11 protein-coding genes are annotated in these 12,277 nt (G+C 61.8%); 3 read left to right on the top strand and 8 right to left on the bottom strand.

Translation table 11 applies throughout. The features are described from left to right. Positions 1–94: 94 nt before the first annotated feature. From glpD to AC2T3R_RS20655, 4 genes are all read right to left on the bottom strand, one after another. A complete protein-coding gene (gene glpD / locus AC2T3R_RS20670; RefSeq protein WP_024087667.1) occupies positions 95–1,627 on the bottom strand; it encodes a glycerol-3-phosphate dehydrogenase in 1,533 nt (510 codons plus the stop codon). Between the two features lie 252 nt (positions 1,628–1,879). Then, the gene (gene glpR, locus AC2T3R_RS20665) at positions 1,880–2,635 is read right to left on the bottom strand and encodes a DNA-binding transcriptional repressor GlpR (RefSeq protein ID WP_015271570.1); all 756 of its coding nucleotides are present in this window, start codon (positions 2,633–2,635) and stop codon (positions 1,880–1,882) included. Between the two features lie 276 nt (positions 2,636–2,911). Continuing rightward, complete coding sequence (glpK, locus tag AC2T3R_RS20660; protein ID WP_486744198.1) at positions 2,912–4,411, bottom strand: glycerol kinase GlpK; 1,500 nt, start codon at positions 4,409–4,411, stop codon at positions 2,912–2,914. A 51-nt stretch (positions 4,412–4,462) separates the two neighbouring features. Continuing rightward, on the bottom strand, positions 4,463–5,314 hold the full coding sequence (locus AC2T3R_RS20655; RefSeq protein WP_015271568.1) for an MIP/aquaporin family protein: 852 nt from the start codon (positions 5,312–5,314) through the stop codon (positions 4,463–4,465). Between the two features lie 301 nt (positions 5,315–5,615). Between AC2T3R_RS20655 and ybaK the strand changes: the two genes are divergently transcribed. Further along, positions 5,616–6,086 carry a Cys-tRNA(Pro) deacylase gene (gene ybaK / locus AC2T3R_RS20650; protein WP_015271567.1) on the top strand — a complete coding sequence of 157 codons (471 nt, stop codon included), beginning with the start codon at positions 5,616–5,618 and terminating at the stop codon, positions 6,084–6,086. 121 nt (positions 6,087–6,207) lie between these two features. On the opposite strand, the gene AC2T3R_RS20645 is transcribed toward ybaK, so the two are convergent. Together AC2T3R_RS20645 and argF are read right to left on the bottom strand one after the other, a co-directional pair. Then, positions 6,208–7,317 carry an ABC transporter ATP-binding protein gene (locus AC2T3R_RS20645; RefSeq protein ID WP_486744197.1) on the bottom strand — a complete coding sequence of 370 codons (1,110 nt, stop codon included), beginning with the start codon at positions 7,315–7,317 and terminating at the stop codon, positions 6,208–6,210. Continuing rightward, the gene (argF, locus tag AC2T3R_RS20640) at positions 7,314–8,234 is read right to left on the bottom strand and encodes an ornithine carbamoyltransferase (protein WP_013973960.1); all 921 of its coding nucleotides are present in this window, start codon (positions 8,232–8,234) and stop codon (positions 7,314–7,316) included. Before argF ends, AC2T3R_RS20645 begins: the two co-directional genes overlap by 4 nt. A 397-nt stretch (positions 8,235–8,631) precedes the next feature. Here argF and AC2T3R_RS20635 point away from each other — a divergent pair, with 397 nt between their 5' ends. Beyond that, positions 8,632–10,740, top strand: a complete 2,109-nt coding sequence (locus AC2T3R_RS20635) for a molybdopterin oxidoreductase family protein (protein WP_486744196.1) — start codon at positions 8,632–8,634, stop codon at positions 10,738–10,740. A gap of 91 nt (positions 10,741–10,831) precedes the next feature. After that, a complete protein-coding gene (gene grxD / locus AC2T3R_RS20630; RefSeq protein WP_003254949.1) occupies positions 10,832–11,167 on the top strand; it encodes a Grx4 family monothiol glutaredoxin in 336 nt (111 codons plus the stop codon). 57 nt (positions 11,168–11,224) lie between these two features. On the opposite strand, the gene bfr is transcribed toward grxD, so the two are convergent. Then, positions 11,225–11,698, bottom strand: a complete 474-nt coding sequence (gene bfr, locus AC2T3R_RS20625) for a bacterioferritin (protein WP_003258014.1) — start codon at positions 11,696–11,698, stop codon at positions 11,225–11,227. 201 nt (positions 11,699–11,899) lie between these two features. After that, positions 11,900–12,118: a bacterioferritin-associated ferredoxin gene (locus tag AC2T3R_RS20620; RefSeq protein WP_003254947.1), complete on the bottom strand. Its 219-nt coding sequence runs from the start codon at positions 12,116–12,118 to the stop codon at positions 11,900–11,902. Positions 12,119–12,277 lie beyond the last annotated feature (159 nt).

Below are 12,277 nucleotides of genomic sequence, written 5' to 3'. Positions count from 1 at the left end.
CCGATAATGTGGTTTGGCGGTAGTTACTGCTGCGCCGAATGGCCCGCTTGACAGCCAGGCGCTTGCGCCTGGCGCGTGTGGGCGGGCCAGGGAGTCACGCTGCCTGGGTGCGCGCCTGCTGCTCTCGTTGCAGGTAGTCTGCAAGCACCTGCTGTTCGCCCGCGCTGGTGAACAGGCCCAGCTTGGTGCGGCGCCAGAGAATGTCTTCAGCGCTGCAGGCCCATTCGTTGCTGGCGAGGTAGTCCACCTCTCGAGCGAACAACCCACCACCAATTGCCTGGCCCAGGTCTTCCGGCCCTTGCACGCCCTCCAGCAACTGCCATACACGGCTGCCATAGGTCAGCACCCAGCGCCTGGCGATATCGACCGGCAACCAGCCACAGCGCGCCAGCACCGCATCTACCAGAGCCTGCACCGTGGTCATTTGCTCACCACCAGGTAGCGGCGCGCCAGCGGTCCAGCTGCCGCGCATCTGTGGGAAGTGCGGCTTGAGCTCGGCCATCGCCGATTCGGCCAGTTTGCGGTAGGTGGTCAGCTTGCCACCGAATACCGACAGCAACGGCGCTTGCCCTTCACTGGCGGACAGCGCCAGGGTGTAGTCGCGGGTGACCGCGGACGGATTGTCCGATTCGTCGTTGCACAGTGGGCGCACGCCGGAATAGGTGTGCACGATGTCGCTGCGGCTGATCTGGTGGTTGAAATGGGCGTTGACCACTTTGAGCAGATAATCGGTTTCCTGCTCGGTGATCGCGACTTTGGCGGGGTCGCCGCTGTACTCGCGATCGGTGGTGCCGATCAGCGTGAAACGCTCCAGGTACGGGATGCAGAAGACGATACGCTGGTCCTCGTTCTGCAGGATGTAGGCGTGTTCGCCTTCGTACATGCGCGGCACAATGATGTGGCTGCCCTGGATCAGGCGGATGCCGTAGGGGGCATCGAGCTTGAGGTCGTCCTTGATGAAGCTGGCCACCCACGGCCCGGCGGCATTGACCAGGGCACGGGCGCGAATGGTCTGCAGGCGGCCGTCAGCGTGCTGCAACTCCACTTGCCACAGGCCATCCACACGCTCCGCGCGCAGGCAGCGGGTGCGGGTATGGATATGGGCACCTTTTTCCCGTGCGGCCATCGCATTCAGCACTACCAGGCGGGCATCGTCCACCGCGCAGTCGGCGTATTCGAAACCACGGCTGATCGCAGGCTTGAGCGGGTATCCCGGGCCGAAGCGCAGGCTGCGCGAAGCACCCAGGCGCTTGCGCTTGCCCAGGTGATCGTAGAGGAACAGGCCAGCGCGAATCATCCAGGCAGGGCGCAAGTGCGGGCGGTGCGGCAGCACGAAGCGCATCGGCTTGACGATGTGCGGGGCTTTGGCCAGCAGCACTTCGCGTTCGGCCAGCGCTTCACGCACCAGGCGGAACTCGTAGTGCTCCAGGTAGCGCAGGCCGCCGTGGATCAGTTTGCTGCTGGCCGACGAGGTGTGCTGGGCCAGGTCGTCCTTTTCGCAGAGGAATACCTTGAGGCCACGCCCGGCGGCGTCGGCAGCGATGCCCACGCCATTGATGCCGCCGCCGATCACGGCGAGGTCATAGCAGTCGGCGACTGGGGGCTGGGACGAAACGGGCTGGGACACGGGCAAGGCCTCCTGGTGCTGTTTACATCGAATATGAACATTTATGTTCGTTTTCGAAAATACTAGCGCAACAGAAAGCTGGTCGCCAGTCAGTCTTTATAGAAAAAACTGATCAGATGACAATGAAATGAACATTTACGAAAGTTTTGGATGATCGGTTTGAAAGGTATCGCGCCTGTAAGATCGAGCGCGGCGCGGGCGACGCTCGATCTCACAGGCGCGACAAACCTTGCGGCATGCGCCTGTCAGCCCTCAAACCACCTCAAGCCGGATCTTGTACTGGTTCAGCAGCTGGGTGAGGGTGGGAGTTGGCGCCTGGTCGGTCACCAGGCAGTCGACCAGGCTGATCGAGCCCATGCGGACCATGGCGTTGCGCCCGAACTTGCTGGAGTCGGCGGCAAGGATCACTTGTCGGGCATTGGCGATGATTGCCTGGGATACCCGCACTTCCTGGTAATCGAAATCGAGCAGGCTGCCATCTTCGTCGATGCCGCTGATGCCCACCAGGGCGAAGTCGACTTTGAACTGGTTGATGAAGTCGACACTGGCCTGGCCGACGACGCCGCCATCACGGCGAACAGTGCCACCTGCCACCAGCACTTCGAAATCGTCCTTGGCGGCTAGGATCGCGGCCACGTGCAGGTTGTTGGTGATGACTTTCAGGTGGTTGTGGTTGAGCAGCGCCCGGGCGATGGATTCGGTGGTGGTGCCGATGTTGATGAACAGCGAGGCATGGTCGGGAATCTGCCGGGCCACGGCTTCGGCGATGCGTTGCTTTTCGTCGCGCATCTGATCGGCGCGCATGGCGTAGGCGGTGTTCTCGATGCTCGAGTCGTAGGCCGCGCCCCCGTGGTAGCGGCGTAGCAGATTGAGCTCGGCCAGCTGGTTGATATCACGGCGGATGGTTTGCGGTGTGACGACGAACAGCTGCGCCATTTCTTCGATACTGACGTAACCGCGTTCGCGCACCAGTTCGAGGATTTGTTGTTGGCGAGGGGGCAGATTCATGGGCGGTCCTTTGGGGCTGCCGGACAAATGCTGCAATGATGCCGTAGGACGCGGACTACGACCAGTAGACTATCGGGGCGGCGGCGGGGACAAATGCCCTGCATCGATTTTGTGGCCTGCGCTGGCGCTTTTTTGTAGGAGCGGCCTTGTGTCGCGAAAGGGCCGCGAAGCGGCCCCAGCAACATTTGCAATGACACGAAAATCCTGGGGCCGCTTTGCGGCCCTTTCGCGACACAAGGCCGCTCCTACACGTGGTGTCGCGCCTGTCAGGTAGGATCAGGCCTCGTGATCTTCCCAGTCACGGGTACGGTCGACTGCCTTCTTCCAGCCGGCATACAGCTTCTCTTTCTGCGTTTCATCCAGCTGCGGGCTGAACTCGCGCTCGATGATCGCCTTGTCGCGCAGTTCGTCCAGGCCGCTCCAGAAGCCACAGGCCAGGCCTGCCAGGTAGGCCGCCCCCAGCGCGGTGGTTTCACGCATCTTCGGCCGCTCCACGCAGGTGCCGAGGATGTCGGCCTGGAACTGCATGAGGAAATTGTTGGCCACTGCACCGCCGTCCACGCGCAGCTCGGACAGGCGCTGGCCGCAATCCTGCTGCATGGCGTCAAGCACGTCGCGAGTCTGGTAGGCGATCGATTCCAGCGCGGCGCGGATGATGTGGTCCACCTTCACGCCACGGGTCAGGCCGAACAGTGCGCCACGGGCATACGGGTCCCAGTACGGGGCACCCAGGCCGGTGAAGGCAGGCACCAGGTATACGCCGTTGCTGTCCTTGACCTTGCTGGCGAAGTATTCGGTATCCAGTGCGTCGTTGACGATCTTCAGTTCGTCACGCAGCCACTGCACGGTGGAACCACCATTGAACACCGCGCCCTCCAGCGCGTAGGCCACTTCGCCTCGCGGGCCGCAGGCGATGGTGGTGAGCAGGCCATGGGACGACTTCACCGCCTGGTCACCGGTGTTCATCAGCAGGAAGCAGCCGGTGCCATAGGTGTTCTTGGCCTGGCCCGGTTCCACGCACATCTGGCCGAACAGTGCCGATTGCTGATCACCGGCGATACCGGCAATGGCGATACCGCTCTTGGTATGGCCGTAGACCTCGGAGGAAGGGCGTACCTCGGGCAGCATCTGCCGTGGGATGCCGAGGATTTCCAGGAGCTTGTCGTCCCACTGCAGGCTGTGGATGTTGAACATCAGCGTGCGCGAGGCGTTGGTGTAATCAGTGACATGCACCTTGCCGCCGGAGAACTTCCAGATCAGCCAGGTATCGATGGTGCCGAACAGCAGCTCGCCGCGCTCGGCGCGTTCGCGGGTACCCTCGACATTGTCGAGGATCCACTTCAGCTTGGTGCCGGAGAAGTATGGGTCGGTGACCAGGCCAGTGGTTTCGCGAATGTAGTCTTCATGGCCGTCGCGCTTGAGCTGGGCGCAGATCTCGGTGCTGCGGCGGCACTGCCAGACGATGGCGTTGTACACCGGGCGGCCGGTTTCCTTGTCCCACACCACGGTGGTTTCACGTTGGTTGGTGATACCCAGTGCGGCGACCTGGGCGTGGCTGATGCCCGCCTGAGCCAAGGCCTCGACCATGGTCGCGCTCTGCGTGGCAAAGATTTCCATCGGGTCGTGCTCGACCCAGCCCGCCTGCGGGTAGTGCTGGGCGAACTCGCGCTGGGAGGTCCCCACCACATTGGCGTCGCGGTCGAAAATAATGGCCCGCGAACTGGTGGTGCCCTGGTCCAGGGCGATGATGTAGTTCTTATCCTGGGTGTCTGTCATGGTCGTAGGCCTTGCGAAAATAGGGGGTCAGGGCTGGGCGTGATGCCGGCGTCAGTTGACTTGAGTATCGCCCTGGCGATTGTCATTTGTCTCAGGGTTCACGGCGGCTGCCATTGGCAGGTTGCGTGCGATCAGGCCGCGATAGGTCGCGGCACCCAGGCAGGCGCCAAGGATCGGTGCGAACACCGGAACCAGGAAATAAGGCATGTCCCGACCGCCAGTGAAGGCGATTTCGCCCCAACCGGCCAGGAAGGTCATGAGTTTTGGCCCGAAATCGCGGGCCGGGTTCATGGCAAAGCCGGTCAACGGGCCCATGGCGCTGCCGATCACCGCGATCAGCAGGCCGATCAGCAGCGGGGCCATGGCACCGCGCGGCAGGCCGTTGTTGTCGTCGGTCAAGGCCATGATCACGGCCATCAGGATGGCGGTGATGATCACCTCGACCAGAAACGCCTGGCCGGTGGACAGCGATGGGTGCGGATAGGTGGAGAAGACCGAGGCCAGCTCCAGGCTGGCTTCGCTACCGCGCAACATGGCGTGGGCCTGTTCGAAATCGAAGAACAGGTTGCTGTACAGGGTGTAGACCAACGCTGCGCCACAGAACGCGCCGCATACCTGGGCCAGCATGTAGAAGGGCAGCTTGCGCTTGTCGAAGCCGGCGAACAGGGTGAGGGCGATGCTCACCGCGGGGTTCAGGTGCGCGCCGGAAATACCGGCGGTGAGGTAGATCGCCATGCTGACGCCCACGCCCCAGATGATACTGATTTCCCAAAGGCCGAAGCTTGCGCCCGCGACCTTGAGCGCGGCGACGCAGCCGGTACCGAAAAAGATGAGCAGTGCAGTGCCCAGGAACTCGGCCAGGCATTGGCTGGAAAGCGTGGGTTGGCGTAGAGCAGTCGTCATGTATGACCTCGTTTTTTTTGTTGTGAGGCGCGTGGCGCTCGACAGCAAAGCCCGGAGTCTATCCCCGTTGACCCGGGCAGATGTTGGAAATGCACCTTAAAAGTGCACCATTTATTCAGAAACGAAAAAATATAGACAAGAAACGCTGATGTCAAAGGTCGAAAGTGAACGGTCGGTCACGATCTGGATGCTGATTTCAGGTGCGGATCCGCGTACTAGAGCCGCGCAATTGCGGTGCGCTGGCTGCGGTGTGGGAATTGTCCTAAAGTAGCCGCCGAGCTGTCCCGACCGGAGCCCCCGCATGACCCCCGCCCTAGACCTGTTGAAGAAACACCGTGCCGAGCATCGTGTGCACAGTTACGAACATGACCCCAAATCGGCGTCATATGGCCTGGAGGCGGCGGAAAAGCTCGGTCTCGACCCGCAGCAGGTGTTCAAGACCTTGCTGGCGAGCAGTGAGAAGGGTGAATTGCTGGTGGCGGTGGTACCTGTGGTGGGTACGCTCGACCTCAAGGCCCTGGCCCAGGCTGCCGGGGTGAAAAAGTGCGAGATGGCCGACCCGGCGTCGGCGCAGCGAGCCACGGGGTACCTGGTGGGCGGGATCAGCCCGCTGGGGCAGAAGAAGCGCCTGCGCACCTTCATCGATGACTCGGCGCAGAACTTTGCAACCATCCATGTCAGCGCCGGGCGGCGTGGGCTGGAGGTGGAGTTGGCGGCGGTGGTGCTGGCTGAGTACACCCAGGGCAAGTTTGCCGGGATTGGTCGGGGCTGAGATTTCTGGGGCTGCTTTGCAGCCCATCGCGGCACAAGGCCGCTCCTACAGGGGGAATACGTACCCTTGTAGGAGCGGCCTTGTGTCGCGATGGGCCGCAGAGCGGCCCCAAAATTTCGAATCAGGTCGCCGAACTGTACCGGCGCACCCCGTTCTCCTGCCGCGGCAACTGCGCCGCCACGCTGCCCGGCACCGGGAACAGCACCAGGTGATCGGCCTTGACCGCAATCCCCACATCCTCACCGACCTGACGGTCGTCATGGCTAGGGAAGATCGCCTCGAGCTGGCTGCCGGTCGGCAATTGCAGGCGGTACAGGGTCGATGCCCCAAGGAAGCTCTTGCCGACGATATTCGCCTGCAGCGCACTGCCCGGTGCGTGGACGATATCGTCAGGGCGCAGCAGCACATCCACCGAGCTGCCCGGCGCCATGATGTAGGCACGGTTGCCGCGTAATTCACCCAGCTCGGTATTGACCGCCTCGTGGCTGATCATCTGCCCACGGATGAAATACCCCTGGCCAATGAAGCTGGCCACGAATGGCGTCTGCGGCTCGTGGTAAAGGTTGTAGGGCGTGTCCCACTGCTCCAGGCGGCCTTCCTTGAACACGCCAACCTGGTCGCTGACGGCAAAGGCTTCTTCCTGGTCATGGGTCACCAGGATGGCGCTGGTGCCGCGGCTCTTGAGAATGTCGCGAACCTCATGGCTCAGGCGCCGGCGCAGCTCTACGTCGAGGTTGGAAAATGGCTCGTCGAGCAGCAGCAGTTGCGGCTCCGGTGCCAGTGCACGGGCCAGGGCGACCCGTTGCTGCTGGCCGCCGGACAGTTCATGCGGGTAGCGCCCGCCCAGGCCGCCCAGCTTGACCAGCTCGAGCATCTCTTCGATGACCTCGGCCTGGCGGGGGTGCTTGGCGATGCCGAAGGCAACGTTCTGCGCCACGGTCAGGTGCGGGAACAGCGCGTAATCCTGGAACACCATGCCGATGCGGCGTTTTTCCGGGGCCAGTGTGAAACCGGCCCGGGAAATGACTTCGCCAGCCAACTGGATCTCGCCGTCGTGCACGGGTTCGAAACCGGCGATGGCGCGCAGGGTGGTGGTCTTGCCGCAACCGGATGAACCCAGCAGGCAACCGATGTCGCCTGCGTTCAGGTGCAGATTGAGGTTCTGAACGATGCGCTGGTCGCCATAGCCGCAGGCGAGGTTGCGCAGGTTGAGCAGTAGGGGTTGACTCATGCGTGGTGGTAAGCCGGTTCTACAAGGAATTCGAGAAGGGCCTTCTGTGCATGCAGGCGGTTTTCAGCCTGGTCCCAGGCGACCGAACGTGGGTCGTCGAGCAGGTCATGGCTGATTTCCTCACCACGGTGGGCTGGCAGGCAGTGCATGAACAGGGCGTCGGGTGCCGCCAGGTCGAGCAGTTCGCGGGTGACCTGGTAAGGCGCGAAATGCGCCAGGCGCCGTGCAGTTTCCTCCTCCTGGCCCATGGAAGTCCAGACATCCGTGGTCACCAGATGGGCGCCGCGCACGGCTTCCTTCGGGTCACGCACGATCTGCACGTGGTCACCACCAATGGCCATGAAGCGTGGGTCCGGCTCGTAGCCTTCCGGGCAGGCGATGCGCAGCTGGAAGTCGAACTGCCTGGCTGCCTCGATGTACGAGTTGCACATGTTGAAGCCATCGCCGATCCAGGCGACGGTCTTGCCCTGGATCGAGCCGCGATGTTCGAGGAAGGTCTGCATGTCGGCCAGCAACTGGCACGGGTGCGACTCGTCGGACAGCGCGTTGATCACCGGCACACGCGAGTTGGCGGCGAATTCGGTCAGGGTGCTGTGGGCGTGGGTACGGATCATCACCACGTCGAGCATGCTCGACAGCACGATGGCACTGTCGCCGATCGGCTCGCCACGGCCCAGCTGGGTGTCGCGCGGGGACAGGAAGATGGCCTGGCCGCCGAGCTGGATCATGCCGGCCTCGAACGACACGCGGGTACGGGTCGAGGACTTCTCGAAGATCATGCCCAGCACGCGGTTCTTCAGCGGCTCGAACAGCACGCCTCGCTTGCGCAGGTCCTTCAGCTCGATGCCGCGGCGGATCACCCCGAGCAATTCGTCGGTGGTGAAGTCCAGCAGGGAGAGAAAGTGCCTAGCGCTCATGATTGACTACCTTATCTGCAACGGTATGCAGGTCGACCGTATGGTTTTTTTTGACAACGGGAGTGACCTGCGGCGTAAGCCGCACGGGGGCGGACGAAATAGGGAAAGGCGCAATACTATAAGTAAATGTCGCCTGAAGCCAAGAGGGGAAACAGCTGCCCAGTACCAAAGGGTGTTGCAAAGGGTGTCTTTACCCGACGGGCAGTGCTGTTTTTTATTTGCTACAGAGGTTTGTACACGGCTTGCCGGCAATTTGGCAAATGGCTGTCGCAAATCGTGTGCCTGATGTCGGTGGATTCACACCGCGAAGTGCGCTGGCCGGTGGCGGGGGCTGGGCGCATAGTCGATGTTCGACAACCTTCTACACATCCTCCACAACAACAAGGCAGAGGCGGCCATGACCAAGACCCTGCATCACCGTGCCTGTCACCTGTGCGAAGCGATCTGTGGGCTGAACATTGAAGTCAGCCATGACGACGATGGGCGGGCGCTGATCAGTTCGATCAAGGGCGACCCCCTGGACCCGTTCAGCCGCGGCCATGTCTGCCCAAAGGCCGTGGCCCTGCAGGACATCCAGAACGACCCCGACCGCCTGCGCCAACCGCACAAGCGGGTGGGCGAGCACTGGCAGGCCATCGGCTGGGACGAGGCCTTTGCCCTGGCCGCCGACAGGCTATGGGCGATCCAGCAGGCACATGGGCGCAATGCCGTGGCGGTGTACCAAGGCAACCCGAGCGTGCACAACTACGGCCTGATGACTCACAGCAACTACTTCCTGGGCCTGCTGAAAACCCGCAACCGCTTCTCTGCCACCTCGGTGGACCAGTTGCCGCAGCACCTGGTCAGCCACCTGATGTACGGCCATGGCCTGCTGCTGCCGATCCCGGACATCGACCAGACCGGTTTCATGCTGATCCTTGGCGGCAACCCGCTGGCCTCCAACGGCAGTATCATGACCGTGCCGGATGTGGAAAAGCGCCTGAAAGCCCTGCAGGCCCGGGGTGGGCGCCTGGTGGTGGTGGACCCGCGGCGCAGCGAAACGGCGGCGATGGCCGACAGTCACCTGTTCATACGCCCCGGAGGGGATGCCGCCTTGTTGTGTGGCTTGCTCAATACCCTGTTCGCTGAAGGCCTGGCGCGCGGCTCGCACTTGCCGGTCGTCGGCCTGCAGCAGGTGCGCGAAGCGATCGCGCCGTTCAGCGCGGAGGCCATGAGCGCGCACTGTGGCATTGCCGCGACAGACATCCGCCAGCTGGCACGGGACTTCGCCGCGGCCGACAAGGCGGTGTGCTACGGCCGCATGGGGGTTTCGACCCAGGCCTACGGCACCCTTTGCCACTGGCTGGTGCAACTGATCAACCTGGTGACCGGTAACCTTGACCGTGAAGGCGGCGCGTTGTGCACCGAGCCTGCCGTCGACCTGGTGGCGACCACCTCGGGTGGCCATTTCAACGCCTGGCAGAGCCGGGTGTCGGGCTTGCCCGAATACGGCGGCGAACTGCCCGTGGCGGCCTTGGCCGAGGAAATGCTGACGCCAGGCGAAGGGCAGGTGCGCGCGCTGGTGACGGTGGCTGGCAACCCCGTGCTCTCAACGCCCAATGGCCGCCAGCTGGATGTGGCGCTGGAGGGGTTGGAGTTCATGCTCAGCATTGACCTGTACATCAACGAAACCACCCGCCATGCCGACCTGATCCTGCCCTCCACCTCGGCGCTGGAAAACGACCATTACGACAGCACATTCAACTTGCTGGCCGTGCGCAACGTGACCCGCTTCAACCGGGCGATCCTGGCCAAGCCCGAAGGGGCATTGCATGACTGGGAGATTTTTGTCGGGCTGGCACAAGCGTTCGCCAAACGCGCCGAGCTGGAATTGAAGCCGACCTTGGCACCGGCGCAGATGATCGACCTGGCCCTGCGCAAGGGGCGTTATGGTGAAACGACACCCTGGCAGCTGTCGCTGGCAGCGCTGGACGAGCACCCGCATGGCCTCGACCTGGGGCCATTGCGCGCCAACCTCGCTGCGCGCCTGACGACTGCCAGCAAGGCCGTCGAAGCGGCGCCCCAAGTGCTGCTGGATGACTTGGGGCGACTGGCGCAACAGGCCCCTCCGGTGCCGGGCGAACTGCTGCTGATCGGCCGTCGCCATGTTCGCAGCAACAATTCATGGATGCACAACTTTCATCGACTGGTGAAAGGCAAACCGCGCCATCAGTTGTTGATGCATCCGCAGGACCTGCAGCATCGTCAGTTGCAGGACGGCCAGCGAGTTCGTATCCGCTCGCGTACCGGGGATCTTGAAGTCGAGGTTCAGGCCTGCGAGGACATGATGCCCGGTGTAGTCAGCCTGCCCCATGGCTTCGGTCACTCTCGTCAAGGCGTGCACATGCAGATCGCCAAGGCGCAACCTGGGGTGAGTGCCAACGACCTCACCGATGAGCGCCTGCGTGATCAGGTTTCCGGCAACGCCGCCCTCAATGGCGTACCCGTGCAGGTAGAGGCCGCGTAAGGAATGGTAAGGCCGAGCATGCTGCTCGGCTTTCCGTTACAATGCGTCACCGTGCCGACGACCGCGTCGGAAAGTTCAGCCGAGGTGCTACATGGATATCATCGAAACGATCAAAGAGCAGATTGCCAACAACACCATTCTGCTTTACATGAAAGGCTCGCCGAATGCCCCGCAGTGTGGCTTCTCTGCGCGTGCATCGCAGGCCGTGATGGGTTGTGGCGAGAAGTTCGCCTACGTCGACATCCTGCAGAACCCGGAAATCCGTGCGAACCTGCCAAAATACGCCAACTGGCCGACCTTCCCGCAGCTGTGGGTAGCCGGTGAACTGGTCGGCGGCAGCGACATCATGCTGGAAATGTTCGAGAAGGGTGAGCTGCAGACCCTGATCAAGGAAGCGGCTGCCAAGGCCAAGGCTTCCGAGGCCTGATTTTCCGGCAAGCATGAAAAAACCCGCTGATCGCGGGTTTTTTTATGGAGCGAATATTTATTCTTCGCCCATCTGCGACTGCAGGTAGTTCTCGATACCAATCTTGTCGATCAGCCCCAGCTGGGTTTCCAGCCAGTCGATGTGTTCTTCCTCGGACTCGAGGATATCTTCGAGCATGTCACGCGAGCCAAAGTCGCCAGCGGTTTCGCAATGGGCGATGGCCGCTTTCAGGTCGACCAGGCCTTTCTGTTCGATCTTCAGGTCGCATTCGAGCATCTCTTTGGTGTGCTCGCCAATCAGCAGCTTGCCCAGGTCCTGGACGTTGGGGATGCCTTCGAGGAAGAGAATACGCTTGATCAGTTTGTCAGCGTGCTTCATCTCGTCGATGGATTCCTTGTACTCGTGCTTGCCGAGTTTGTTCAGGCCCCAATCTTCGTACATGCGTGCGTGCAGGAAGTACTGGTTGATCGCGACCAGCTCGTTTCCGAGGATCTTGTTGAGATGCTGGATGACGCTTACGTCGCCTTTCATGTCGGGTTCCTGCCCTGTAGAAGTGTGCCAATACAGTGAAGTTTGAGCCCGATACTTAGGTGTGTCAAACCTAAGTTCTTGAATAATAAGTGAAAATTAATGGAAATAAGAATGTTTGTGAACCGCGTTGGAGCGCTAACTTATTGAATTGCGGGCATAAAAAAACCGGACGCAAGGTCCGGTTCTTCGAATTCTTTGTTTTCAGGCTGCGGTAAATTCCACGGGGTAGGGCAGGGCTGCCTGGCTGACCTGGAGCTCGGTCAGGGTCTCGCGGACCACCTGCTTGGCAACGCAGGCACATTTGCCGCACTGGCTGGCGACGTTGGTGGCGGCTCGCACTTCCTTGTAGCTGCAGCATCCTTCATAGATCGCATCGCGGATCTGTCCGTCGGTAACGCCGACACAAAGACACACATACATAAAGGCTGACCATCGTTGGTGGGCTCGATGGAGTGGAGCTTAATGTTAATGAGAATGCTTGTCAAAGGAGTTTCTGAAAGGGCCGTGCTTGAGCGACCGGCGGTTGCTTCGTCGTTGGAGTCGGCCTGTCACCAGAAGCCGTGTATGATGGACGGCCTT

It is taken from the genome of Pseudomonas sp. PVC-5-1, assembly GCF_057444345.1.
The sequence above is the reverse complement of the archived record's forward strand: the minus strand, read 5'-3'. Positions and strand labels throughout refer to the sequence as shown.

What these genes read in the sequence shown, in the direction of transcription:
- glpR (WP_015271570.1), bottom strand. Translation starts at nt 2,635, where the DNA reads ATGAATCTGCCCCCTCGCCAACAACAAATCCTCGAACTGGTGCGCGAA.
- glpK (WP_486744198.1), bottom strand. Translation starts at nt 4,411, where the DNA reads ATGACAGACACCCAGGATAAGAACTACATCATCGCCCTGGACCAGGGC.
- AC2T3R_RS20655 (WP_015271568.1), bottom strand. Translation starts at nt 5,314, where the DNA reads ATGACGACTGCTCTACGCCAACCCACGCTTTCCAGCCAATGCCTGGCC.
- ybaK (WP_015271567.1), top strand. Translation starts at nt 5,616, where the DNA reads ATGACCCCCGCCCTAGACCTGTTGAAGAAACACCGTGCCGAGCATCGT.
- AC2T3R_RS20645 (WP_486744197.1), bottom strand. Translation starts at nt 7,317, where the DNA reads ATGAGTCAACCCCTACTGCTCAACCTGCGCAACCTCGCCTGCGGCTAT.
- argF (WP_013973960.1), bottom strand. Translation starts at nt 8,234, where the DNA reads ATGAGCGCTAGGCACTTTCTCTCCCTGCTGGACTTCACCACCGACGAA.
- AC2T3R_RS20635 (WP_486744196.1), top strand. Translation starts at nt 8,632, where the DNA reads ATGACCAAGACCCTGCATCACCGTGCCTGTCACCTGTGCGAAGCGATC.
- grxD (WP_003254949.1), top strand. Translation starts at nt 10,832, where the DNA reads ATGGATATCATCGAAACGATCAAAGAGCAGATTGCCAACAACACCATT.
- bfr (WP_003258014.1), bottom strand. Translation starts at nt 11,698, where the DNA reads ATGAAAGGCGACGTAAGCGTCATCCAGCATCTCAACAAGATCCTCGGA.
- AC2T3R_RS20620 (WP_003254947.1), bottom strand. Translation starts at nt 12,118, where the DNA reads ATGTATGTGTGTCTTTGTGTCGGCGTTACCGACGGACAGATCCGCGAT.